Annotated in this window: 21 protein-coding genes and 4 tRNA genes; 15 read left to right on the top strand and 10 right to left on the bottom strand. The window is 64.2% G+C overall.

What is annotated here, in order from left to right:
• Positions 1-34: 34 nt before the first annotated feature.
• A complete protein-coding gene (gene rimK / locus FIU91_RS05930) occupies positions 35-1,444 on the bottom strand; it encodes a 30S ribosomal protein S6--L-glutamate ligase (RefSeq protein ID WP_093013623.1) in 1,410 nt (469 codons plus the stop codon).
• 144 nt (positions 1,445-1,588) lie between these two features.
• On the opposite strand from rimK, the gene tgt reads away from it, so the two are divergent.
• Entirely contained in the window at positions 1,589-2,716 is a 1,128-nt protein-coding gene (gene tgt / locus FIU91_RS05935; RefSeq protein WP_152461797.1) for a tRNA guanosine(34) transglycosylase Tgt, read from the top strand.
• Positions 2,717-2,864: 148 nt separating this feature from the next.
• A complete protein-coding gene (locus FIU91_RS05940; RefSeq protein ID WP_093013620.1) occupies positions 2,865-3,158 on the top strand; it encodes a hypothetical protein in 294 nt (97 codons plus the stop codon).
• A 39-nt stretch (positions 3,159-3,197) separates the two neighbouring features.
• Here FIU91_RS05940 and FIU91_RS05945 read toward each other — a convergent pair whose 3' ends face one another.
• From FIU91_RS05945 to FIU91_RS05955, 3 genes are read right to left on the bottom strand one after another with little or no spacing between them, the layout of a single operon-like run.
• Positions 3,198-4,013 carry an NAD(P)-dependent oxidoreductase gene (locus FIU91_RS05945; RefSeq protein WP_152461798.1) on the bottom strand — a complete coding sequence of 272 codons (816 nt, stop codon included), beginning with the start codon at positions 4,011-4,013 and terminating at the stop codon, positions 3,198-3,200.
• On the bottom strand, positions 4,004-4,837 hold the full coding sequence (locus FIU91_RS05950) for a glycosyltransferase (RefSeq protein WP_254702051.1): 834 nt from the start codon (positions 4,835-4,837) through the stop codon (positions 4,004-4,006). The genes FIU91_RS05945 and FIU91_RS05950 overlap by 10 nt, the downstream gene beginning before the upstream one ends.
• On the bottom strand, positions 4,834-6,051 hold the full coding sequence (locus tag FIU91_RS05955) for an NAD-dependent epimerase/dehydratase family protein (RefSeq protein ID WP_093013611.1): 1,218 nt from the start codon (positions 6,049-6,051) through the stop codon (positions 4,834-4,836). The genes FIU91_RS05950 and FIU91_RS05955 overlap by 4 nt, the downstream gene beginning before the upstream one ends.
• A gap of 164 nt (positions 6,052-6,215) precedes the next feature.
• Here FIU91_RS05955 and FIU91_RS05960 point away from each other — a divergent pair, with 164 nt between their 5' ends.
• The 5 genes from FIU91_RS05960 (at position 6,216) to FIU91_RS05980 (ending at position 10,996) form a co-directional block, all read left to right on the top strand.
• The gene (locus FIU91_RS05960; RefSeq protein WP_152461800.1) at positions 6,216-7,331 is read left to right on the top strand and encodes an alkene reductase; all 1,116 of its coding nucleotides are present in this window, start codon (positions 6,216-6,218) and stop codon (positions 7,329-7,331) included.
• Positions 7,332-7,624: 293 nt separating this feature from the next.
• Positions 7,625-10,030 carry an endopeptidase La gene (gene lon / locus FIU91_RS05965; RefSeq protein ID WP_152461801.1) on the top strand — a complete coding sequence of 802 codons (2,406 nt, stop codon included), beginning with the start codon at positions 7,625-7,627 and terminating at the stop codon, positions 10,028-10,030.
• Positions 10,031-10,226: 196 nt separating this feature from the next.
• Entirely contained in the window at positions 10,227-10,718 is a 492-nt protein-coding gene (locus FIU91_RS05970; RefSeq protein WP_152461802.1) for an HU family DNA-binding protein, read from the top strand.
• 19 nt (positions 10,719-10,737) lie between these two features.
• Positions 10,738-10,812, top strand: a tRNA-Val gene (locus FIU91_RS05975).
• A 108-nt stretch (positions 10,813-10,920) separates the two neighbouring features.
• Positions 10,921-10,996, top strand: a tRNA-Val gene (locus FIU91_RS05980).
• Positions 10,997-11,080: 84 nt separating this feature from the next.
• Here FIU91_RS05980 and FIU91_RS19355 read toward each other — a convergent pair.
• Positions 11,081-11,818, bottom strand: coding sequence for a hypothetical protein (locus tag FIU91_RS19355; RefSeq protein ID WP_172974948.1), 738 nt, complete (start codon positions 11,816-11,818; stop codon positions 11,081-11,083).
• Positions 11,819-12,085: 267 nt separating this feature from the next.
• Between FIU91_RS19355 and FIU91_RS05995 the strand changes: the two genes are divergently transcribed.
• The 6 genes from FIU91_RS05995 (at position 12,086) to FIU91_RS06020 (ending at position 18,495) form a co-directional block, all read left to right on the top strand.
• Entirely contained in the window at positions 12,086-12,841 is a 756-nt protein-coding gene (locus FIU91_RS05995) for a hypothetical protein (protein WP_152461805.1), read from the top strand.
• 179 nt (positions 12,842-13,020) lie between these two features.
• Positions 13,021-14,058, top strand: a complete 1,038-nt coding sequence (locus FIU91_RS06000) for a TRAP transporter substrate-binding protein (RefSeq protein ID WP_152461806.1) — start codon at positions 13,021-13,023, stop codon at positions 14,056-14,058.
• A gap of 63 nt (positions 14,059-14,121) precedes the next feature.
• Positions 14,122-14,691, top strand: a complete 570-nt coding sequence (locus FIU91_RS06005) for a TRAP transporter small permease (RefSeq protein WP_152461807.1) — start codon at positions 14,122-14,124, stop codon at positions 14,689-14,691.
• A 4-nt stretch (positions 14,692-14,695) separates the two neighbouring features.
• A complete protein-coding gene (locus tag FIU91_RS06010) occupies positions 14,696-16,012 on the top strand; it encodes a TRAP transporter large permease (protein ID WP_093013554.1) in 1,317 nt (438 codons plus the stop codon).
• Between the two features lie 11 nt (positions 16,013-16,023).
• Positions 16,024-16,782, top strand: coding sequence for an SDR family oxidoreductase (locus tag FIU91_RS06015; RefSeq protein WP_152461808.1), 759 nt, complete (start codon positions 16,024-16,026; stop codon positions 16,780-16,782).
• A 141-nt stretch (positions 16,783-16,923) separates the two neighbouring features.
• Entirely contained in the window at positions 16,924-18,495 is a 1,572-nt protein-coding gene (locus FIU91_RS06020) for a cytochrome c (RefSeq protein ID WP_152461809.1), read from the top strand.
• A 33-nt stretch (positions 18,496-18,528) separates the two neighbouring features.
• Here the strand turns inward: FIU91_RS06020 and FIU91_RS06025 are convergent, their stop codons facing one another.
• From FIU91_RS06025 to FIU91_RS06040, 4 genes are all read right to left on the bottom strand, one after another.
• Positions 18,529-19,611, bottom strand: coding sequence for a lipocalin-like domain-containing protein (locus tag FIU91_RS06025; RefSeq protein WP_152461810.1), 1,083 nt, complete (start codon positions 19,609-19,611; stop codon positions 18,529-18,531).
• Positions 19,601-22,003, bottom strand: coding sequence for an FtsX-like permease family protein (locus FIU91_RS06030; RefSeq protein WP_152461811.1), 2,403 nt, complete (start codon positions 22,001-22,003; stop codon positions 19,601-19,603). The genes FIU91_RS06025 and FIU91_RS06030 overlap by 11 nt, the downstream gene beginning before the upstream one ends.
• Positions 22,000-22,653 (bottom strand): ABC transporter ATP-binding protein, encoded by a 654-nt coding sequence (locus FIU91_RS06035; protein ID WP_093013541.1) that lies wholly within the window; start codon positions 22,651-22,653, stop codon positions 22,000-22,002. The genes FIU91_RS06030 and FIU91_RS06035 overlap by 4 nt, the downstream gene beginning before the upstream one ends.
• 72 nt (positions 22,654-22,725) lie before the next feature.
• Positions 22,726-23,616, bottom strand: coding sequence for a LytTR family DNA-binding domain-containing protein (locus FIU91_RS06040; RefSeq protein WP_152461812.1), 891 nt, complete (start codon positions 23,614-23,616; stop codon positions 22,726-22,728).
• Between the two features lie 284 nt (positions 23,617-23,900).
• Here FIU91_RS06040 and FIU91_RS06045 point away from each other — a divergent pair.
• Positions 23,901-23,977: transfer RNA gene (locus FIU91_RS06045), tRNA-Asp, on the top strand.
• A gap of 33 nt (positions 23,978-24,010) precedes the next feature.
• Positions 24,011-24,087 (top strand) — tRNA-Asp (locus FIU91_RS06050).
• A gap of 149 nt (positions 24,088-24,236) precedes the next feature.
• On the opposite strand, the gene FIU91_RS06055 is transcribed toward FIU91_RS06050, so the two are convergent.
• Positions 24,237-24,806, bottom strand: a complete 570-nt coding sequence (locus tag FIU91_RS06055) for a DUF882 domain-containing protein (RefSeq protein ID WP_152461813.1) — start codon at positions 24,804-24,806, stop codon at positions 24,237-24,239.
• Positions 24,807-24,967 lie beyond the last annotated feature (161 nt).

Below are 24,967 nucleotides of genomic sequence, written 5' to 3' on the forward strand. Positions count from 1 at the left end.
AGGGCAGACGCCCGCATCGCGGGCGACCGCTGGATCACCCCAGAAGCTTGCGCTTGCGAACGGGGGCAGGGCGCACGCGCTCCTCGATATGATCGTAAAGGCGCCCGGCGATGTTCTTCCCTGTCGCCGTCTCGATCCCCTCGAGCCCGGGCGAGGAATTCACCTCCAGCACTTTCGGTCCGGCTTCCGAGCGCAGAAGATCGACGCCCGCGAGATTGAGCCGGAAGGCCCGCGCGGCCCGGAGCGCCGTGTCGCGCTCTTCCTTGGAAATCCGCACGACCTGCGCCGAGCCGCCCCGGTGCAGGTTGGAGCGGAAATCGCCCTCCGCCCCGGTGCGCTTCATCGAGGCGATGACCTTGCCCCCGACAACGAGGCAGCGAATATCCTCACCCGCGGCCTCCTTCACGAAATCCTGCACCAGGAAGTTCGCCCGCAGGCCCCGGAAGGCATCGATCACCGATTGCGCGGCCTTTTTGGTCTCGGCAAGAACGACGCCCTTGCCTTGCGTCGATTCAAGAAGCTTCACGATCAGGGGCGCGGTGCCGACAAGCCGCATCAGGCTGTCGGTATCCTTGGGGCTCGCGGCGAAGGCGGTGTTGGGCATCCCGATCTTGTGCCGCGCCATCAGCTGGTGCGCGTAAAGCTTGTCGCGCGAGGCGGTGATGCCCTCCGAGCCGTTCACGCAGAACGTGCCGATCGTCTCGAACTGGCGGATCACCGCGGTCCCGTAGGCGGTCACGCTTGCCCCCACCCGCGGGATCACCGCGTCGTAGCGGGGAAGGCGCTTGCCATCGTAGTGCACTTCGGGCGCCATCGCGTTGATCGCCATGTAGCAGCGCGTGGTGTCGATGACCTCGACCGTATGCCCGCGGCTCTCGCCTTCCTCCACGAGCTTGCGTGTCGAGTAATTGTTCTCCCGGCTCAACACCGCGATCCGGAGCGCGCGTTTCGGCGCAGCGGTACGCATCCGCGATGAGGCATAGACCTCGTAGGAGAGCTGCGGCTGCAGGAACCTGTCGGTCGCGACGATCGCGATATGATCCTTCAGCGCCTCGCGTCCCAGAAGCATCCGGCTCGCCATGCCGCCCCGGTTGGTGAGCGTGATCTCGATGGGCCAGCTTTCCTCGCCGACGGTGATCTGCGAGCCGATCACGTAGCGGCTTTCGCCCTCGCCATTCGACGAGGTGACGACGCGCCGGTCGACGATTTCGGCCGAGCAGGGGATCGACAATTCGGGACGTTCGGGCACCGGATGCACCATGAAACGCACCTTGGGCTTGGTCGCGGACCCGAAGGTCTCGATCTCGGAGGCGTGCAGCGCCGAGGTCCGCGCGCCGGTATCGACCTTGGCCTTGAGCGCGGGCAGGCCAAGATCGGGCAAGGCGACCCATTCCTCCCATCCAAAACGCATCAGGTCGGTGGCGGGATCGGTCTCTTCGGTCATCAGTTTTCCTCTGCGCAAGCTGCGACGTGACCCTGAGACCTAGCAGCCCGGACAGGCCACGGCCAGTACCCGGGCCGCGCCTTGCCAATGACACGGGCACGTTTCGGTCTTGCGACAGCGCGGCGCGCGGGGCATCTCACACCTATGACGCAGTTTTCTTTCAGCCTCGCCGCCGGGTCGGGCAAGGCCCGCACCGGAACCATCTCGACCCCGCGCGGCCAGATCCGCACGCCCGCCTTCATGCCGGTCGGCACGGCGGCGACGGTGAAGGGCATGATGCCCGAAAGCGTGGCCGAGACCGGCGCGGACATCCTGCTCGGCAATACCTACCACCTGATGCTGCGCCCCGGGGCGGAGCGGATCGACAGGCTCGGCGGTCTGCACCGCTTCATGAATTGGGAAAAGCCGATCCTCACGGATTCAGGGGGGTTCCAGGTGATGAGCCTCGCGGGGCTGAGAAAGCTCACTGAAGACGGCGTGACCTTCAAAAGCCATATCGACGGCTCGCGGCACGAGCTCACGCCCGAACGCTCGATGGAGATCCAGCGGCTTCTCGGCTCCGACATCGTCATGGCCTTCGACGAATGCCCCGCGCTGCCCGTCCCGAAAGAGCGCATCGCGGCCTCGATGCAGCTTTCGATGCGGTGGGCGGCTCGGTCCCGCGAGGCGTTCGGCGACCGGCCAGGCCACGCGCTGTTCGGTATTCAGCAAGGCGGGCTCGAGCCCGACCTGCGCGAGGAAAGCGCCAAGGCGCTGACCGATATCGGTTTCGAGGGATACGCCATTGGCGGGCTCGCGGTGGGTGAGGGACAGGAGGCGATGTTCGGCTGCCTCGATACCGCGCCGGACATGCTGCCCGAGGACAAGCCGCGCTACCTCATGGGCGTCGGCAAGCCCGATGACATCGTCGGCGCCGTGAAGCGCGGGGTCGACATGATGGATTGCGTTCTGCCCTCACGCTCGGGGCGCACCGGGCAGGCCTGGACCCGGCGGGGTCAGGTCAACTTGAAGAACGCCCGCCACCAGGATGATCCACGCCCGCTCGAGGAAGGCTGCACCTGCCCCGCATGCCGCAACTATTCGCGCGCCTACCTGCACCATGTCTTCCGCTCGAACGAGATGATTTCGGGCATGCTGCTGACCTGGCACAACCTGCATTATTATCAGCTTCTCATGTCCGAGATGCGCGCGGCCATCGCCGACGATACGTTTGCGGCTTTCGAGGAAAAGTTCCACGCGACCCGAGCGCTCGGTGACGTTGAGCGGATCTGAGCCGGATCGACCCCCTCGATTGGCGAGACTTGGCCGGAACCGGCCGCCAGCGACCGCGGTTATCGGATAGCAGCCCCCTGAACTCGTCTGACATGGGGCTCCGCCCTAAGACATCGGGTATCGCGATAGAGAAAAAGGAATCGCTGCTATGAAAAAGACATTCACGGTTTTCGCCATCCTCGCCACCACCGGCCTTTCGGCTTGCGGGAACATGACCCAAGACCAGCGCACGGCGGCTGGCGCGCTTGCGGGCGGCGCGGCGGGCCTTGCCATTGCCGACCGAAACGACTCCAGCGACACCGCGCGCGGCGTGGCGACGCTTGCCGGTGCTGCAGCAGGGGCGACCCTCGCGGCGAATTCCGGCGGCGCGCAGAACAACACGACCACCCGCCGCTGCGTCTACTCGGACGGCACCCCGGCACCCTGCCCGGTAGGCTACTGATCGAAGGGCGGGCCCGGCCTATGGCACGGGCCCGCGCTTTCAGCTTGGCAACATCAACGGCAGGTCAGCCCTGAGCCGATCCCAGCCGCCAGGTGTCCAGCCCAAAGCTGCAAGACTCGCGCAATCCAGAACGCTGACGCAGCGCGCGTCCCGGTCCGGCGGCGTAGCGGTCGCTCCGGTCAAAAGCTGCACCTCCGCCATAAGGTCATGCCGGTCGAGGACCAGATCCGAGGCATGCACCGCGCCCGACACCTCCTTTTCGAGACAAAGCCGAACGGCCTCGGCAAGATCGGCCCCGTGAAGTTCGGTGCCCTTGCGCGGAGCGATCTCGCGCCCGCCCAGGTAATCCCGGAAAAGCTGCTGCCACTTGTGCCCCGGTCCCGGCCCGTAGATTCCCGTTGCGCGCAGGGATACCGAGCGCAGAGGCAACCGGAAGAGGTGCTCCTCCGCCTGCGCTTTCACCTTGCCGTAAAGCGAGGTCGGACGCGGGGCGAGGTCTTCGCGAAGATCGCTGCCCGGCGGATAGCCGTCGAAGACCGCGCGGCTCGAAAGAAAAAGCGCGACTTCGACGCCAGAGGAGGCAGCCGCCTCGAATAGGCGCGCCGTGCCGTCCACATTGGCCGCGATGAACCTTTCGGGATCGTCGCCTTCGCCGCCGCGATAGCGCCCCGGCACATGATCGAAGGCCGCGTGAACGAGCGCATCGATCCTTGACAGATCCGGCGCCGGGCCGAGGAGATGCCATTCCCTGTCCCGTCCGCGCCCCAGCGTGACGACGTCATGGCCAGCGCCTCGCAGCCCGTCCGCGATGAAGCGGCCGACCAGCCCCCCTGATCCGGTCAGGGCTACGCGCATGTCGGGCCGGGCAGGGCTGCCAGATCGGGGCTCTCACCGCGCTCATAGGCCTGCCACAGCTCGATGAGCGGACGCAGCGTGTCGGCCTTCGCGTGATCCTGCCAGGGTTTCTCGTATTGGAAATGCAGAACGCGGATCTGCGCCCAATCCCAGAGCTCGGGCAGGTTGAACCAGACGTATTGCAGCATGTTGTCGAAGACCGGCAGGCCGTGCCAGTCCGGGAAATAGTCCTGCAAAAAGGTCTGGTCCGTCCGCCGCCAGAACGCGCCGGGCGCGTCGAGCCGCTTCAGCATCGCCTCGAAGGTCGCCTCGGACGGCCGCGCGGTGAAGACGCCCGAATTCATCCGGTGAAAATCGCCGAGGCCTTCATAAACGTTCGGTGCGGCGCAAAATTCGGGATAGTCGAAAAGCCGGTCGATATTCCGCAGCACGATCGTATCGGCATCAAGGAATACGACCCGCTCGTAGCCCGTCTGCCAGAGCCGGAGCTTGGCGAAATTGTCGAGCGGGGTGTGGAAGGGCGGCTTCTCGCCCTTGGTGAACGGGTTCCGCCCGTGAATCTGGTCTTTCGCATGGGCGGCGTTGAATGCATCGCTCGTCGGCAGAAGCTCCGTGCGGATGAGCCGCGCGCCGCGCGCACGCAAGGGGGCGAGCGCGGCTTCGTCGACGGCTTCGGTATGCAGGACGACGCGGTCTGCCTCGCTGCCCGTCAGTGCAAGCGAATGCAGAAGCGCCGCGGCCCCCCGCGCGAAATCCGCGTTGGTGACGAGCGTGACGAAGGCCCGGTCCGAGCGGGCGGGGCCTTCGGGAACCAGCGCGCTCACGAGACCGATTTGAGCGACTTGCCCTCCGGGTCGCGCTCCACGCGGCTGCCGAGATCGCGCGTCCATGCGGAGACGGCCGGCACGCGGCTGCGGTCGATCCGGTGGGCGTATTTCTTCGCAACGTCAACCACTTCGGAGAGAAGCCCCTCGGCCAGTGTCGTCGGATCTAGGCCGAGCGCGAGGAACTGATCGTTCTTCACGATGAGATCGTTCTCGGCAGCTTCCTTGCGCGGGTTCGGCAGGTACTTGATCTCCGCCCCGGTCAGCTTGGCGACCAATTCGGCGAGATCGCGCACGCGGTGCGTCTCTGTCATCTGGTTGAAGATCTTTACCCGCTCACCCGCAGCCGGGGCATCCTTCAGTGCGAGCTCGATGCAGCGCACCGAATCCTGGATATGGATGAAAGCGCGGGTCTGACCGCCGGTGCCGTGCACCGTCAGCGGGTAATCGATCGCGGCCTGGATGAGGAAACGGTTCAGGACCGTGCCGTAATCGCCGTCATAGTCGAACCGGTTGATGAGCTGCTCGTGCCGGCGCGTCTGGTCGGTATGGGTGCCCCAGACGATGCCCTGGTGCAGGTCGGTGATCCGAAGCCCGTCATTCTGCGCGTAGAACTGGAAGAGGATCTGATCGAGCGACTTGGTCATGTGATAGACCGAGCCTGGCTTGGTCGGATACAATATCTCCTGGCCCTTTTTTCCCGTCGGCGTGTCGATCTCTACGTCGAGATAGCCCTCGGGGATCGGCGCGCCGACGCTGGAATAGCCGTAGACGCCCATCGTGCCGAGATGCACGACGTGCGGGTCGATTCCCGACTCCACCACGGCGGCCAGCAAATTGTGCGTCGCGTTGGTGTTATTGGTGACGGTGTAGACCTTGTGACGATCCGATTTCATCGAGTAGGGCGCGGCGCGTTGCTCGGCGAAATGGACGATGGCGTCGGGTTTGTGGTCGATCAGCCAGGATTTCAGCCGCTCGTATTCCTTGGCGAGATCGAGCAGATGGAAGTGCAGGACTTCGCCCGAAACTTCTTTCCAGATCCGGCAGCGTTCCTGGATCGAATCCATCGGCGTCAGCGACTGGACGCCGAGTTCGGTGTCGATCCAGCGGCGCGAGAGGTTGTCGAGGATGTGGATTTCGTGGCCCTGGGCCGAGAGGTGCAGGGCGGTCGGCCAGCCGACGAAACCGTCCCCTCCGAGAATGGCGATCTTCATGAGGGCATGTCTCCTTCACGTGAACTTCATGCGCGGCTAGCGCGACGCTGCCCCAGAGTAAAGCAACAGTTTCACGACAGGTCTGCGTTAGCGCACATACGCGCGGGGAACCGCGTGCCTATCTCAAGGCTTCGCCCATGAACGTCCCGAGCAGGAGACAAGATATGTCACAAGAGACCCTTTTCACGCCGTTGCAGGCCGGAGCCATCAAGCTGAAGAACCGGCTGGTCATGGCGCCGCTGACCCGCAACCGCGCCATGAACGACGACGACGCGCCGATGGACATGCATGTGAAGTACTACACTCAGCGTGCCGCCGATGCGGGCCTTCTCATCACCGAGGCGACCCAGATCAGCCCAGAGGGCAAGGGCTATGCCTGGACGCCCGGCATCCATTCGGACGCGCAGGTCGCCGCATGGAAGCGCGTCACAGGCGCCGTGCACGATGCCGAGGGCAAGATCGTCATGCAGCTATGGCATGTCGGGCGGATCTCGCACACCTCGCTGCAGCCGAGCGGCCAGCAGCCGGTTGCGCCATCGGCGATCCGCGCCAATGCGCCGACCTTCGACGGGGTGAAGATGGTCGATGTCTCCGAGCCGCGCGCGCTTGAGCAAGGTGAGCTGCCGCGCATCGTCGAGGATTACCGGATTGCCGCCGAGAATGCGAAGAAGGCGGGCTTTGACGGTGTCGAGGTGCATGGCGCGAATGGCTATCTGCTCGACCAGTTCCTGAAGGACGGCACCAACCACCGGGACGACGCCTATGGCGGATCGCTCGAGAACCGCGCGCGGCTCCTCTTCGAGGTGCTCGACGTGGTCGAGGATGTCTGGGGCGCGGACCGCGTCGGCCTTCGGCTGTCGCCCTTCTCTGGCGCGAATGACGCGACAGACAGCGACCCTGCCGCGCTCGCCGACTACCTCATCGACCGGCTGAAGGACCGGGGCCACGCTTATCTGCACATGATCGAAGGTCAGACCGGCGGGCCGCGCGATTGGCCGGACGAGGTGGATATTGGCGCGCTCAAGGCTCGCTATGGTGGCGTCTGGATGGGTAATAACGGCTATGACCGCGATCTCGCCATCTCCCGCGTCGCCGAGGGCAAGGCCGATCTCGTCGCCTTCGGTGTGCCCTACATCGCCAATCCCGATCTCGCCAAGCGGCTCGAACGGAATGCGGACTTGAACGCGCCCGACAAGGACACGTTCTATGGCGGGGGCGAAGAGGGCTACACCGATTACCCGTTCCTCGAGCAGGCCGCGATGAACGCGCATATCGCGTAAACGTCATCCCGGGTGGCGCCCGGCCCGAGCCGGGCGCTGCCGATCCACGCTCGATCCGAACATCGACGGGGCCTGTGTCGCCATATCCTGCGGCATGAGCCTTCTTATCCACAAACTATTGCGTTTTGCGCGGACGTTGTTGTTGCGCGGCTCCAATGGCCGCGCCATGCTGTCACCAAGGCTTGGTGCGGCTTGAAACACCCCCGCATTCGCACCACGTTATTGGTCCAATGGGGACGAAGCGCGCCGCCGGTATCCGGGGCCGGTTCGTTCTGCCAAGACAAGGAACTCGCATGGAACAGCCTCTCAACACGTCCTATCCGGTGCTGCCGCTGCGCGACATCGTGGTGTTCCCGCACATGATCGTCCCGCTCTTCGTCGGTCGCGAGAAATCGGTCCGCGCCCTCGAAGAGGTGATGTCGGACGACAAGCAGATCTTGCTCGCCAGCCAGATCGACCCGGCCGAGGACGATCCCTCCAGCGACCGCATCTACAATGTCGGTGTGCTCGCCAACGTGCTGCAGCTTCTGAAATTGCCCGACGGCACGGTAAAAGTGCTGGTCGAAGGGCAGACGCGCGTGCGTATCGACAAGTTCACCGACAATGACAGCTTCTTCGAGGCCTCCGCCGAATATCTCGACGAGGTGCCGGGCGACGAGGCCGCTATGGAAGCGCTTGTCCGCACGGTCGCCGAAGAGTTCGAGCGCTATGCAAAGGTCAAGAAGAACATTCCCGAGGAGGCCCTTTCCGCGGTCTCCGAGGCGACCGAAAGCGCCAAGCTCGCAGATCTCGTGGCGGGTCACCTCGGCATCGAGGTGAACCAGAAACAGGAACTGCTGGAAACGCTGTCGATCTCTGACCGGCTCGAGAAGGTCTATGGCCACATGCAGGGCGAAATGAGCGTTCTGCAGGTCGAGAAGAAGATCAAGACGCGCGTGAAGTCTCAGATGGAGCGCACCCAGCGCGAATATTACCTGAATGAGCAGATGAAGGCCATTCAGAAGGAGCTGGGCGACGGCGAGGACGGCCAGAACGAAGTGGCCGAGCTCGAAAAGCGCGTCTCCGAGACGAAGCTCTCGAAAGAAGCGCGCGACAAGGCCGAGGCCGAGATCAAGAAGCTCAAGAACATGTCGCCGATGTCCGCGGAGGCGACGGTCGTTCGTAACTATCTCGACTGGATGCTGTCGATCCCGTGGGGAGTGAAATCCCGCGTGAAGAAGGATCTTGGCCGCGCGCAGAAGGTTCTCGACGACGACCATTACAGCCTCGAGAAGGTCAAGGAACGCATCGTCGAATACCTTGCGGTTCAGCAGCGCTCGAAGAAGCTGAAGGGGCCGATCATGTGCCTCGTCGGACCTCCGGGCGTGGGCAAGACCTCGCTCGGCCAGTCGGTCGCGAAGGCCACTGGGCGCGAGTTCATTCGCATCTCGCTCGGTGGTGTCCGTGATGAATCCGAGATCCGCGGTCACCGCCGGACCTATATCGGCTCGATGCCGGGCAAGATCATCCAGGCGCTGAAGAAGGCGAAAACCACGAACCCGCTCATCCTCCTGGACGAAATCGACAAGATGGGTCAGGACTTCCGGGGCGATCCGGCATCCGCGATGCTGGAGGTGCTCGATCCCGAGCAGAACGGAACCTTCGTCGACCACTATCTCGAGGTGGAATACGACCTCTCGAACGTGATGTTCCTGACGACGGCGAACTCCTACAACATGCCCGGCCCGCTTCTGGACCGGATGGAGATCATTCCGCTCGCCGGCTACACCGAGGACGAGAAGGCCGAGATCGCCAAGCGGCATCTGATCGCCAAGTCGACCAAGAACCACGGCCTCAAGAAGGGCGAGTTCGAGATAGAAGACCAGGCGCTGATCGACACCATCCGCTACTACACCCGCGAGGCGGGCGTGCGGAACCTCGAGCGTGAGATCGCCAAGCTCGCGCGGAAAGCGGTGACGAAGATCGTGAAGAAGGAGGCCGACAAGGTCGTCATCACGCCGGATAACCTGTCCGACTACCTCGGTGTGCGCCGTCATCGCTACGGTCTGGCCGAGGAAGAGAACCAGGTCGGTGTCGTGACGGGACTCGCTTATACCAGCGTCGGCGGCGATCTTCTGCAGATCGAAGCGCTGCGTCTGCCGGGCAAGGGCCGGATGAAGACGACGGGTACGCTGGGTGACGTGATGAAGGAATCCATCGACGCGGCATCCTCCTATGTCCGCTCGATCTCTCCTCAGATCGGTGTGAAACCGCCGCGCTTCGAGAAGTGGGATATCCACGTTCACGTGCCGGATGGCGCAACGCCGAAAGACGGTCCCTCGGCAGGTCTCGCGATGGTCACGGGCATCGTCTCCGTGCTGACCGGCATCCCGGTCCGCAACGACATCGCCATGACAGGCGAGGTCACCTTGCGCGGCAATGCCACCGCCATCGGAGGGCTCAAGGAGAAGCTTCTCGCAGCGCTCCGGGGCGGGATCACGACAGTGTTCATCCCCAAGGAGAACGAGAAGGATCTGGCCGAGCTGCCCGACAACGTGAAGGACGGGTTGAAGATCATCCCGGTCGATCACGTCTCGGAGGTGCTCGAACAGGCGCTTGTCCGTAAGCCCGAGGCCGTCGACTGGGATGAGGAGGCCGAAGAGGCCGCCGCTCAGGCGCTGGCCAAGAAGGACGGCGAGACGGGAGCGGTCGCGCACTGATCGCAGGCAATTGCTCGAAAAGAAACGTCGCGGGTTCGCCCCGCGGCGTTTTTCTTTGTGGGCATCTCGAGGACGATCGCCGGGCAAAAAATGCGCCTGCGAAGGGCAAACCCGGCTTTTCACTTTGGGAACGGCCAAGTCTCTGGTAACTTTGTCGCAATAAAAGACGAAAAGTCACGAGCAGAGAGCACACAGAATGACAGAGAAAAAGACGCCCGCGCGCCGGACATCGCGCAAGACGACCACACGTGCGTCTTCGACTGCGACGCGCACGAGTGCAAAAAGCCCGGTCGCGTCAAAACCCGCATCCACGGTGACTATCGATCAGGTCGGTCGGGCCGCCGCTGGACCCGAGAGCGATCTTCAGCGCGCCGTCGCCGCGACGCTGGATCCGAGCGTCCTGCCGCCGAGCCAACAGCCCGATCTGAAGAAGCGCGAACTCGTCGACAAGATTGTCAAACGCACGGGCATCAAGAAGAAAGACGTGAAACCCGTCATCGAGGAAGCCTTGCAAATCCTTGGCGATGCGCTGTCCGAGGGACGGGAGCTGAACCTCAAGCCGTTCGGCAAGATGAAGGTGCAGCGGGTAAAGGACGTGCAGAACGGGCAGGTGTTGGTGACCAAGGTGCGCCAACCCGACGAAACGCCGAAAGCCGCCGCAGACCCCCTTGCAGAGCCCGCCGAGTGAGGCTAATGCACCCGGCACCGGGTGATTAGCTCAGTGGTAGAGCGCTTCGTTCACATCGAAGATGTCAGAAGTTCGAATCTTCTATCACCCACCAGGTTTCCGGAAAGGCGCATCCTGATCGCGGGATGCGCTTTTCTTCTTTCCGGGGCGGCGCTTCGCTCTTGATAGAGTCCCGGACCCCGGCTAAGACCGGCGCGGATCAGGGTGATTAGCTCAGTTGGTAGAGCGCTTCGTTTACACCGAAGATGTCGGGAGTTCGAGTCTCTCATCACCCACCATTCCGCCTCCGCAACGTGAAAGCCGTGAGATGCCGAGCCGGCAGGCCCGGCATTAATGTCAATCGCGTTCGGCGCGGCGATACTTCACCGGATGGACAACCGCACCGATCTCCGTGTCAGGTAGTCGGCCAGCTGCGCGCGACTGGCCATCAGGAAAACGCCCTGATCGCTCGTGCGTGCAACGCCGCCGATAAGCTCCATCTTGCCGCCACGGCGCAGATCGATCGTGAGCATATCGCCCGTCGCTGACTGAACGGTTCCGATGAACGCATCGTCCGCGGTGAAGACCGGCATGCCGATAATACCCGCGATTTCCGGAGCAAGGCCGCGACGCACCGGCGTCGAGCTCTCGTCCATCGAGTTGCGGGTCACGGCGTTGTCCATGTCGGTGTCGTTCTGGCCGCCGCCAGGCCCATCAGAGCCGCCGCCGGAGCCGTCCGAGCCGCCGCCCGAGCCGTTCGAGCCGCCGCCCGAGCCGTTCGAGCCGCCGCCGGACCCACCAGAGCCGTCATCCGGGTCATCAGAACCGCCTGATCCGCCGACCGACACGCCGACATCCGCATCGGCGACACTGCCGCCTCCGACCGTGGCATCGGCATCGGCATTCACGCCGTTGCCGCCGCCGACGGAGGCATCGACATCCGCGTCCGCGACGCTGCCGCCTCCGACAGAGGCATCGACGCCGGCATTCACTCCGTTCGAGCCTCCCAAGCCGACATCGACATCCGCCGAGATGCCCTTGTCTCCTCCAAGGCCGACATTGGCTGAAATGCCGAGACCATCGGCGCGGGCCGCACCAGTCGCGCAGAGTGACGCGGCCAAGGCAACGGCAATTCCGGAACTTGTAGATCTCAATCGACTAAGCATGGTGTTTCTCCATGATCTCAGCCCCCACAGCCGAAACCACGAATCTTAAGTTGTGCGAGTTTCAGAAAATCTTCCTAAAGTTGTAATTCTGACTGTTCTTGGGTGTTTAGGCGGTATCCGGCGCACGCGTTCCGATTGCGCCAAGGTTGACTGGTTGTAATGGAACGACGCTTTTCGCGCTTCGTTGTCCTCGTGATCGCAGCGAACCCCAAAGGAGGACTTATGCGTATCAAGACAGGCATCACCGCGCCCGTGACGGCGCTCGCACTCATCTTCTCGACGGCTGCCTACGCGCAGAGCCAGGATGCGACCGGCTCCGACAACGGCACTCCCAGCGAGTTGGAAGACACCGTCGACAATGCCGAAGCACCGGCGACGGACGGGCAGGGCAACGAGGCGTCGAGCAACGGCAGCTCGGACATGGCCCAGTCCGGCGACAACGGGACGGCCGAAGGCGGCAGCGCGGATCTCGAGCGCCTGATCGTCACGGTCGATGACACCGAGATCACGCAAGGCGATGTCATGGCGATGATCGCCGCGATGCCGCAGGAGATGCGCCAGCAACCTCAGGAGCGCCTTGTGCCGATGGCGGTTCAGCAGCTCATCATGCGCCAGATGCTGCTCGATGCGGCTGAAGCCGATGGTCTGTCCGAGGACGAAGACGTCCAGGCGATGACCGAAGAGAACGAGCAGATGCAGAACGAGGACGCGATGGTCCGCGTCTATCTGCAGCGCGAACTCGACTCGGCAGTGACGGATGACGCGGTTCAGAACACCTATGACGAGATCGCGGCAAATTCCGAGACCGAGCTGCCGCCGCTCGAGGACGTCCGCCCGCAAATCGAACAGCAGGTGCGCCAGCAAGCCTATGGCGAGCTGCAGGCTGACCTTCAGGAAGGCACGCGTATCGTCTTCTACGGTCCTGACGGCGAGCCGACCTCGGCCTCGACCGGCGGAACCGAGAATTCCGATAGCTAATCGAGCGTTAACTCGCATAGTTTCAGCAGCGGCCGGCGAAATTCTCGTCGGCCGTTTGTCGTTTGCGACCACGAAATAATCATTTGCGGAGCATAGGCCGGCTGACTAACACTTTCTCTCCATAAGCCATCGCCCGCGCGCATTGAGCGGGACGCAACATGGCAAGGGAGGAGAGAACCATGTCTACCAATCGCCGCCGAATGCTTTCGGTTTTGGGCGTTGCCGCGCTCGGCACGACGCTCGGGATGCCCGCGTTCGCGCAGGACGTGACGCTGCGCCTGCATCAGTTCCTGCCGGCGCAGGCCAACGTGCCGAAGAACGTGCTCGATGTCTGGGCCGACAGCGTGGAAGAGGATTCCGGTGGGCGGATCACCGTGCAGCGCTTTCCCTCCATGCAGCTTGGCGGCACGCCGCCGGAGCTGATCGACCAGGTGGTCGATGGCGTAGCGGACGTCATCTGGACCGTCGCGGGCTACACGCCCGGCCGCTTTCCGCGCGCCGAGGTGTTCGAGCTGCCATTTACCATGACCGATGCCGGCCCTGTGTCCCGCGCCTATTGGCGGCTCGCTGAAGAAACCATGATGGATCAGGACTTTGCCGATTTCAAAGTGCTGGGGCTCTGGGTCCACGGGCCTGGCGTGATCCATTCCGAAACGCCCGTCGAAACGCTCGATGATCTCAACGGCATGAAACTGCGCGCGCCGACTCGCCTGACCACGCGACTCTTTTCCGAACTTGGCGCGACCACGGTCGGTATGCCGGTTCCGGCGATCCCCGAGGCGCTCTCCAAGGGCGTCGTCAATGGCGCGGTGATCCCGTGGGAAGTCACGGGCGCGCTGCGGGTCAACGAGCTGGTCGACAACCACACGACCTTCGGCGACGAGACACTTTACACCACGACCTTCATTTTCGCGATGAACCAGGATCGCTACGATGCACTGCCCGACGATCTCAAAGCGGTGATCGACCAGAATTCCGGACTGGAATTCTCCGGGTTCGCAGGTGCTCAGATGCAGGAAGACGACGCGGGTCCGCGCGATGCCGCGATCGAGGCCGGCGCGAACATCATCGAGATCTCGGGCGAGGAGCTGGAGCGCTGGAAGGAAGCGGGTCAGGCCGTGACTGATGCCTGGGTTGCCGAGATGGACGAGAACGGCATGGATGGCTCGGCACTGCGCGACCGCGCGGCAGAGCTCATCGCCGAGGAAAGCGAGTAAGCCCGACCGGCGGACCGGAGCGCACGGCGCGCGCTCCGGCATCTCGCGGCAGAGGGAGCCTGCATGAAGGCTGGGATCGAACGTCTCGCGCGCGGCACGGCGGTGCTGGGCGGGCTGGTTTTGACGCTGGTCGTCATTCTCGCCTGCCTGAGCATCTTCGGGCGCGGGCTCAACACGCTGGGCCATTCGGGGTTTTTGCCCGGCGGCCTCGGAGATGCGCTCATCGCGAGCGGTGTCGGCCCGATCAACGGCGATTTCGAGCTGGTTGAAGCGGGCGTCGCTTTCGCCATCTTCGCCTTTCTTCCGATCTGCCAGCTTTCGGGCGCGCATGCGGTGGTCGATGTCTTCACCTCCGCTCTGCCGCAAGCGGTCCAGCGCTGGATCGCGGCCTTCTGGGAATGCGCGCTCAGCGCTGCGATCCTGCTCATCACCTGGCGGCTGGGCGTCGGCATGGAGGGCAAGATCGCCAATGGCGAGACGACCTTCATGCTGCAATTCCCGATCTGGTGGTCCTATGCGGCGAGCTTCGCCGCGGCCGTCGTCGCTTCGATCGTTGCGCTCTGGTGCGCCTATGCACGCCTGCGCGAAGCCGCGACGGGCCGCGTTCTTATGACAGACAGCGGAGGGCTCTGAGCTCATGTCGATGCTCGAGCTGGGCTTTGCGTCCTTTCCAATCCTTTTGCTCATGATCTTCTTGCGAGCGCCGATCGGGCTCGCGATGTTCCTCTGCGGGATCGGCGGGCTCTATTTCGCGCTGGGCTCGACTGGCATGTTCCTGTCGCGCCTCAAGACCGAGACCTACACGACCTTTTCGAGCTATTCGCTCTCCATCATCCCGATGTTTCTCTTGATGGGGCAGTTCGCGACCCTCTCGGGCATGTCTTCGGCGCTTTTCAAGGCCGCGGAAAGCTGGCTCGGGCACCGGAAAGGGGGCGTTGCGATGGCGGCGGTCGGGGCCTGCGCGGGGTTCGGTGCGATCTGCGGCTCCTCGCTGGCGACGGCGGCCACGATGAGCCGTGTCGCCTTGCCCGAGCTCAAGCGCTACGGCTATTCGGGCGGTTTTTCGACCGCGACGCTGGCGGCAGGCGGCACGCTCGGCATCCTGATCCCGCCCTCGGTGATCCTCGTGATCTACGCGATCCTGACCGAGCAGAACATCGCCAAGCTCTTTGTCGCTGCCTTCATTCCGGGCGTTCTGGCCGCGATCGGCTACATGATCACGATCTCGATCTACGTGCGGCTCAACCCCGACGCCGCGGGCACGCGGCCGGCCGTGCCGATGTCCGACCGTCTGCGCGCCCTCCTGAACGTATGGCCCGTCTTGATCGTGTTCGGCCTCGTGGTGGGCGGTATCTACCTTGGCTGGTTCACCCCCACCGAAGGCGCGGCGGTCGGCGCGGCGGGAACGGGCCTCATCGCGCTCTTTTCGGGCAGCCTGACCTGGCCGGTCTTCCGCGACAGCATCCTGCAGACCGCGCGCAGCACCGCGATGATCTTCTTCATCATCTTGGGCGCGGCGATCTACAACGGCTTTCTTGCGCTCACGCAGGTGCCCCAAGAGCTGTCGAACTGGGTGGTCAGCCAAGGCTACAGCCCGTGGACGGTGCTGGTCATGATCCTCGCCTTCTACCTCGTCTTCGGGTGCCTGATGGACAGCCTGTCGATGATCCTTCTGACCATCCCGATCTTCTTTCCGACGGTCAGCGCGCTCGATTTCGGGATGAGCCCCGAACATATGGCGATCTGGTTCGGTATCCTTGTTCTGATCGTCGTGGAGGTCGGGCTCATCACGCCGCCCGTCGGCATGAACCTCTTCATCATCAACGGCATGGACCGGGAGACGCCGATGACCGCGACCTATCGCGCGGTCTTGTGGTTCGTTGGCTCTGACATCGTGCGGGTCGCGATCCTCGTGATGTTCCCGGCCATCACCCTGTTCCTCATCCCCGAATAACGGAGGCCTCGATGCAGATCGACAATCAGACAGTGATCGTGACCGGTGGAGGCAGCGGCCTCGGCGAGGCGACGGCGCGCCATTTCGCGAGCCTTGGCGCGCGGGTCGCGATCTTCGATCTGGGAGCCGAGCAGGCTGAGGCGGTCGCGACCGAGATCGGCGGACGCGCCTTCCCGCTCGATGTGACCGACGCCGACGCGGTCGGCAGGGCGGTCGAGACGGTAGCTTCGGAGATGGGTGGCCTGCGCGCTGCGGTGAATTGCGCGGGCATCGCGGGCGCGGCGCGGGTCGTGGGCCGTGAGGGCAAGCTCGCGCTCGATCTCTTCGAAAAGACGATCCGCGTGAACCTTTTCGGCACCTACAACGTGATGAGCCATGCGGCCCGTGCCATGTCCGAGCTCGATCCGCTCGGCGAGGAGCGGGGCGTCGTGGTCAACACGGCATCCATCGCCTACGAGGACGGCCAGCTTGGTCAGACGGCTTACGCCGCCTCGAAAGGCGCTATCGCGGCGCTTTGTCTTCCCGCGGCGCGGGATCTCGCAAAGCTCGGCATCCGCGTGGCCGCAATTGCGCCGGGCCTCTTCAACACGCCCATGATGCAGGGTCTGCCGCCCGAGACGACCGAAGCGATCACTTCCAATATCCCGTTCCCCGCGCGGCTCGGCGCGCCCGAAGAATATGCGAGGATGGCCGCGCATATCGTCGAGAATTCCTACATCAACGGCACGACGATCCGGCTCGACGGGGCTGTCCGACTGCCGCAGCGATAGGGCTCGGCTGCGCTTGAAAAGGTGCCTCCTGTCATCACGATTTGTCATGGCGGCGTGACAATTCTTGTCCGACAAAGTGGACAGGGACGCCAAGCGCGATAGCTCCTATCGCGTCACCCCGCCTGATCCGCAGGAGTTCCGATGTCCACATCCTTTCGTCTTTCCGTTGCCGCTGCCGCGATGGCCGGCATTTGCACGCTCGCTCCGAGCGTGACTCTCGCGCAGTCGGAGGAGTCGAGCGCCGACGCCTCGTCGTCCTCGGACCAGTCCGATCTGGTCGCTCGCGGAGAGTACCTGTCCAACATGGCCGGGTGCCGCCACTGCCACCAGGCGCGCGATGGCGAACCCTATGCGGGTGGTCGCGTGATCCTGACGCCGTTTGGCAGGCTCATGTCTCCGAACATCACCCAGCACGAGCCTTCGGGCATCGGCGGCTGGACGCGGGACGACTTCGAGGGCGCGCTGCGCCGGGGAGTCAACAAAGAGGGCGGGCCGCTCTATCCGGCAATGCCATACAATCGCTACACGCTGATGAGCGACGAGGATATCGATGCGCTCTGGGCTTATTACCAGACGATCGAGCCGGTCTTTAACGAGGTCGAGACGATCCAGCTTCCTTTCCCGTACAACGTGCGCCAGGGCGTGGCGGTCTGGAAGGAGCTCTACTTCGAAGAGGCCCGGTACGAGCCTCGCGAAGAGTGGGATGACCAGCTCAATCGCGGTGCCTACCTGGCCGAGGGTGTCGCGCATTGCGCCGCTTGCCACACGACGCGCAATTCCATTGGCGGACCGGTCGCGGATCAGGCCTATCAGGGCGCGGTGGTCGACGGCTGGTACGCACCGAACATCTCGGGCAGCGTCGACTCGCACCTGAACAAGTTCGACCAGGAAACCCTGACGGCCTATCTCGCGAATGAGCATCCAGATGGCCTCGCTGCCTTCGGCCCGATGTATCAAGTCGCGGATTCCCTGTCGAAAGCCGAGCGCTCTGACGTGGAGGCGATCTCCGCTTACATTCTGAAGCGCGCCGAGGACGATCCCGAGGGCGAAGCCGACGAGGTCGCGGAACTGAGCGAGGATGCGATGGCGCGCGGCGCAGCGATCTACGAAGGGAATTGCCTCTCCTGTCACGGCGATGACGGCATGGGCCGCGACGGGCTCGCGGCGCGCCTTGTGAACAATGGCGGCGTGAATGGCGACAATCCGGTCAACGTCATCAACGTGCTGCTGCAGGGGATCGAGCCGCGCAACGATTGGGGCCAGATGCCGAGCTTCTACGATAGCCTGTCGGACGAAGAGATCGCGGATGTCACCAATTACGTGCGCGCATCCTGGGGCAACGAAGTGCCGCGCCTGGCCACCGCGCTCGACGTGGAGCGGGCACGCGGGGTGGCGCAGCTCGACATGACCGGCGACACGGATCTCACGGCCGCCTGTCCCGTCGTCTCGCTCGAGGGCGTCTCTGACGGCACACGCGACGCAGTGCGCGCGGTTGCGGACGGTCCGGTTCAGGAAGGCGAGCTGCAAGACGCGGTCGCCTCGCTCGAGAACGATTTGTCGGACGCGGAATATACCCGCAAGCTCACCGTCATGACGTCGCTTTACTGCGACGCTCTGGCCGAGCTCGATGCGGATATCTCCGAAGCGGATTTCCGCGAGCGGCAACTGGCCTTCATGAATGAGCTGAACAACGCGATCGCCAACGACGGCTGACCTCGCGCTAAAGACAAGACCGAGGCCGGGCCGCTATTGCGTTCCGGCCTCGGTCCGTTCGGGGTAGCCCGTCATCTCCAGATATCCGCGGCCCGAATGGCTGCCGCTGACCGTCACGGGGCCTTCCCAGTAGGGGAACAGCGTGCCCATCCAGGCCTGAGCATTTAGCGGCTCGGTGGTCACGTTCAGACCCTCGTCGGGTAGCTCCACCCGCCAGCGCACGGGAATATCCCGCCCGGCGACATCCGCCTCCCCAAGCGGCGTCAGCGTTACAGCGCCGTCCCCATAGGGGGTCGGCGTGCCGTCAGGCGCGATCCAGGTGGCCGAATTGTAGTGGCCGCCTTCGGTATCCCGCAGCCCGAACGCCATCAGCTTCGCGCCATTGTCGAAATTGAGCGAGAACCAGTCCCAGCCGCTTTGCGTCTCCGACAGGGGTTGCGACGACCATTCGCGGTCAAGCCAGGCACTCCCGGTGACAGCGACAGCGCCCTCGGGCAGGCTGATGTCCCCGGTCACCTCGTAGAAGGGCTGGGAGTAATAGTAACTTGCCTGGCCCTCGGGAGATTTAACCGAATACCCGTCCTCGCCCTGAAGGACGAGCGGGCCGGATGCGGTGAGGTCGAGCGCGTAGGAAAAGTCGGAGCCACGCGCAGCGAGCGCAACCTCCGACAAAGGATCGGCCTCCTCGGGCGCAGTGGAGCGCAGATGCCAATCGTCGATGAAAGCCTCGAACGGGGCGTCCTCGACACCGGCCTGACCGATCCCGCCGCGCGCCAGCCGCTCCGCCACGAGATGCGTGTCAGCCGAGGTCAGCGCGGCATGACCCATCCAGAGCTGATCCGCTTCCCAACCCTCTGATGTGAGCGGCCGCCGTGCCGACCGGAACAGTGTCCATTGCAAACCGTACTCCGTGCCGTCCGCCGCTTCGAGATTGGCGGTGAGATACCACCATTCGATTCGGTAGGCGGGGTGGGGCAGATGGTCCTTCGGAAACTCAAGCGACCGGTCCGGCGTAACCGCGCCAAAATCGCCGGCTTCGGTTCCGAGCCCCGCGAAGCCTTGGCCGTAAGCCGGGGCGGCGATGAGGAGGGGCACGATCAGAACTCTAGCGATCATTTGCAAAAACACTCACGAGGCGGGACGGAGGCAGGCGATTGAGGCGGATCACAGGCCAGAGACAGGCAAGGCAGGCCGCGATCAGGGCGGCAAGCCCCAGCCAGAGCCATTCGCCTGGGAAATAAAGCATCGGCAAGCGCCAGCCGAAGGCTTCGACATTGACGCGGGCCAGCAGCACCCAGGCGAGGCATAGTCCGACAGGAATGGCGAGCAGCCAGGTCAGAAGCGCGAGGAGCGCCGTGCGCGCGACCTCGAGCTTGCCGAGCGTGCCGGGGCGAAGCCCGAGCGCCCAGACCGGCGCGAGCTGCGGCAGGCGCAGGGTCGAAAGCGTCAGGAGGCTCGTCAGAATGGCAAAGCCCGCAACACCGAGCGTCAGCACGTTGAGTGCGCCCGTCACGAGGAACGTTTGGTCGAAAACGCGCAGTGACAGCTCTTTCACATCCGCCTGGTTCACGACATTGCCGGGCGGAAGGTCGAACTCGTCTCGGATGGCCTGCACCAGCGCCGGCGCCTCGTCGGGCGCGATCCGTATCGCGAACCGCAGGCGCGGGCGATCCGGGAAGCGCGCGCCAAGCGCCTCGAGCCCGACCATCGCCTGAGGCGCGGGGTTGCCATAATCGGAATAGACCCCCGCGACAGGCAGGGACCAGCCGGGCGCGAGTGCAATGGCGTCACCGAGCGCGATCTCCTCGCGCCGCCAGAGCTGCTCGTTGATGAGCGCGGCCTCGCCCGCGGCGATCCGGTCCCACACGTCAGGTTCAGCGGTAAGAAGCGGCCAGTTGTCGCGATAGGTCGGGTGGTCCGCGACGCCGAAGACCTCGCCGGGCTGGCCCGCGAGCGTGACATCCACCGACCAGATCGGCAGGACCGCATCCGCGTAGGGCTCAACAAAGGCGCGCAGCTCGTCCACTTCGGCGGGGGTGCGCGCGGTGACATAGACCTCAGAGGCCAGCCGCTGGTCGAGCCAGCCGTCGAAGGTCGTTCGGAAGGAGCCGACCATCGTGCCGACGCCGACATTGGCTGCAAGCGCGAGGAGCAGCGCCATCAGTGCCAGCGACAAAGCCGGAACCTGCTGGCGCGCATCGGCCAGAACCCATTCAGAGACTGGCCCGCGAGCCAGCGGATCTGCCGCGCGGAGCGTGCCGATCAGGCAGGCGGGCAGGGCCAGTGCCGCGCCGATCAGGAGCGCTGCAAGGCAGGCGAAGGCCGCGATCAGCCCGTCTCCCCAAGCCGCGAGAACCCCGCTTGTCGCCAGCAAGAGCGCTGCGAGCCCGCCCTGAAGGCGCAAGGTTCGTGCGGAGGCCATCGCCCAGGCACGCGGCTGCGCCGGGGCAAGAAGTGGCATCTTCGCAACCCGCCACAGAGCCTGCGCGCCCGCCAGCCCCGCGCCGATCAGGGCGATGGCGAGCGCGGAGGCCGCCCAAAGCGGATCGAAGCCGAGCTGCCCCGAGACATCCGCGCCGTAAAGCCCGCGCAGCGTACCGGCAACGCCCGGCAGAAGCGCCGCCGCGATCGCATAGCCGAGCGCGACGCCGACAGCGCCCGCGAGGAGCGCGATCAGGGCCAGCTCGCCCGCCAGAATAGCCATGAGACGGCGAAGCGGCATTCCGAGCGCCCGCAAGGTGCGGAACGTGCCGCGCCGCTGCTCGAACGCAAGGCCGATGGCGCTTTGCACGATGAAGAGGCCGACAGCGAAGGACAGAAGGCCGAACGCCGTGAGATTGAGGTGAAACGACTCCGTCAGCGCCGCCAGATCGCCTCCGCTTTCTCCCTCGACGAGGCTGAGACCCGTGGCGCCGGTTATCTCCGGCAGACCGAACGGCTGATCCGGGGAGACGGCGAGAGCGGTCAGTGTGTCGATGCCAAGAAGCCGCTGCGCGGTTGCGATGTCGGTCACGACCTCACCGCGCGCGATTCGCAGAACGCCTTGGCGGGGCGGCAGCTCGTCGGCCGCTTCGAGCGCGCGCGCCGTCTCTGGTGAGACCAGCAAGAGCCCGGTCTCGGAGAGAAGTCCGTCAAGCGCCGCCTCATCGCCCGCGATGGACGCCGTGCCGAGGCTCGGCGGGGCAGTCAGCGGATCGAGGCCGCGAATCTCGAGCTGCTGACCCGCGATCTCGATCCGTCCTTCGACGAGCGGGCTGACGAGATAACCCATGCGACGGATGCGGGCGAAATCCTCCAGATCGAGCGTGTCCGACGAGACGAGCCGGTCCGGCACGTCCTGACCGAGCGTCGCCGCGGCGCGATCGTAGCTGGCCCGCGCCTCGGCATTGATCGCCTGCACGCCCGACCAGAGCGCGGTCGCAAGAGCAAGGCCAATGAGGAGCGTTGCCAATTGAACCGGGTGCCGCCGCCAATGTGCCAGGAGCGCGACCAGACCCGCCCGCGTCATGCGATGCGCCCGCGTTCGAGGTGAAGCTGACGGTCCATGCGCGCGGCATGGCGTTCTGAATGTGTGACCATGAGGAAGGCCGCGCCGGTCTCGCGCGCAAGATCGAGCATCAGGTCGAGCACGCGCTCCGCCGTTTCTTCGTCGAGATTGCCCGTGGGCTCGTCGGCCAGCAGCAGCTCCGGCCTGTTGGCGACGGCCCGGCCGATGGCAACGCGCTGTTGCTGGCCGCCCGAAAGTTCTTCGGGATAGCGGTCGAGATATTCTTCAAGGCCGAGCCGCGCGGTCAGTTCTTCGATCCACGCGATATCAAGCCGCCCGGAAAGGCGCGCTTGAAATGCAAGGTTCTGCCGGACGTCGAGCGACGGAATGAGGTTGAGGCTCTGAAAGACAACGCCGATCCGGTCGCGGCGGATCTCGGCGCGTTCGGCTTCGCCAAGACCGTCGAGCCGGGTGCCGGCCAGCGTCACATCCCCGGCGTCGAGGCTGTCGAGGCAGCCCAGACAATGCATGAGGGTGCTCTTGCCCGAGCCGCTTTCCCCGGTGAGGGCCACGGCCTCGCCCGGTTGGACCTCCAGCGAGACGCCCCGCAAGACGTCGATCCGGCCCTCGCGGGTCGCGTATCCTTTTCGGATATCGGTTGCGGATAGCATGTGCCCGGCGGTCTCCTGTCCTTGCAGGGTTCAGCTAGTCGCCTTGCGTTGCGGGGCAACGCGACAGAATGTTCACCTTTGTTCGAGCTGGTCCCCGGCGTGACAGTCGATCCAGGCACGGACCGTGTCGAGCCGGGTGCGTGCGATCGGCACGGTCTGGCCGTTCGCCAGCACCATGATGTGCCGCGATCCCTCGCGCCGCACCGGGCCGATGGCGCGGCGGGCCACCCAGAAAGACCGGTGTGGCTGCACGCCCTCATCCTCGCGGGTCTGGGCGATGATGTCGCCAAGCCGGGCGCGCCGCGTCATCGAGCGTCCGTCGAGCGTGATCTCCACGTGGTGTTCGCGCGCCTCCAGCATCAGGATCTCGCTGAGGCCGAAGCGATCGCTGCCGATGATGACCTCGCGGCATTCGGGCGTCGCTGTGATCTCTGGTACCGGGGGCGTCGCGGCGGGTCGTGGTTCAGGTGTTTGCGGCCGTGCGAAGTGACGCCGCGCGTAGTCAGGATAGGCGTAGATGAAGAAGAGGCTGTCGTACAGGATCGCAAGTACGAGAAATTGCACGACATTCATCGTCGTGAAGATATTCGTGGGGGAGGCGGCAAAGATCAGGACAATGACCTGCCCGCCAAGCGCGGCGAGCATTGCGATCGGCAAGCTGAGACACAAGGTCGGCAACCGCGGCAAGCTCGGGCCGAAGAGCGCGCGCAATCCCGCGAGGACGAAAAGAAACGTGGCAACTGCCACGGCCGTCATCGCCATATAGAGGAAAAGGGCGATGCCAGCGGAGAAAGAGGCTCCGAAGGCCGCAGGATCCATCAAGTGCAGAAGCAACGCACACAACACGAAGAACGGCATGCCCCTGCGAGACAGGACGACAATAAAGAGCCGATTGATCGTGGTATCTATGTGGGAGCCAAAGCTGTCGACCAGCCGAATACGTTTATGAACAATGGCGAACACTAAGCAAACCTGGCTGCTGATTACTTACCAAAAACAATGAATAACGTGATATGGGGATGAACGTTGTCTTTAAAGGATATTCGTTGCGTCATCATACGACTTTAGGACCGCGGTCTGGTAAAGTGAGGGCGCGCGCACTCGTTTCAAACATGTCAAAAGCAGGTTTCGGACAGCCTAATGCCTGACCGGAAAAATGCCTCCGTTCTGCTTCCGAAACTGCTTGACGGCATCGCGGCACCCGCCTAGAACGCGCGGCACGTCCGGGGGCACCGGGCGGGCAGCGGGCGGTTGTAGCTCAGTTGGTTAGAGTACCGGCCTGTCACGCCGGGGGTCGCGGGTTCGAGCCCCGTCAACCGCGCCACGCTGTCCCCATGAGTGCCCCGAGGCGCAATGCGCGGTTGTAGCTCAGTTGGTTAGAGTACCGGCCTGTCACGCCGGGGGTCGCGGGTTCGAGCCCCGTCAACCGCGCCACTTTTCTCACGGTACTGACAAGACATGACTGCCTTCGGGGCAGGGTGTCTTCCTGCACTGACATCTGTGCTTCGGACACGAAAAAGGCACCCGAAGGTGCCTTGTTTCCGACCCGCCTTCATGAGGACGGGTATGATTGCCGCGCGCTGTCAGCTGCCCCAGCTGCGCACGGGCCCGCAATCCATGTGCACGAAGTTCGATCCCGAGTAGCGACCGACACCGCCGGCGCGGCATGCCGCGGCTGCCTTGGCCATCTGGTTCACGGAACGGGAGTTCAGTCGAAGATCCGCCGCCTCGCCGCGAAGGTGGCGCGAATTCTTCGCCACACCCGAAGACCGGCTGCGAAGCATCGTGTTGGTTTCGGGGCTGCGGTAGCCGGAGATCAGTAGGTAAGGCTCATCGGCATCGAGCAGGTTGTGCGAAGCGGCCATGATGTCGATCGTGCGCAGATCGATGCCTTTGACCTTGTTGTTCCGCCAGTCCCGCATGAAGAAATTGATCTCTTTCACGGCGTCGGCGATGTAATCGCCGTCCACCCAGTAGATCATTTCCAGCCGCTCACCAGTGCGCGCGGAGTACATCTTGATGCGTCGGATATCACCACCGCCCCGCAGGAACCCTGCGGCGTTTGCGAACGTTGGTGCGGCGGTGATGGTCGTCGCGGCGAAGGCCTGCAAAAGGCCGCGGCGGGTGAGCCCGCCAGAGCGTACGTCGTTCATCGGAAAGCCTGTCCCGTTTTCTGTCCTGTAATGCGCACCTCGTTGGGTGCGCCTGCCATCTTCCCCCAGATGTCCTAAGATTTATTGCACAGGGTTCCTTGTGTCGGAAGGCCGGAGTCCGAATTCGTTCCAATCGACAACGGGATTCGGCGAAAAATTGC

It is taken from the genome of Roseivivax sp. THAF30, assembly GCF_009363575.1.
GTDB lineage: Bacteria > Pseudomonadota > Alphaproteobacteria > Rhodobacterales > Rhodobacteraceae > Roseivivax > Roseivivax halotolerans.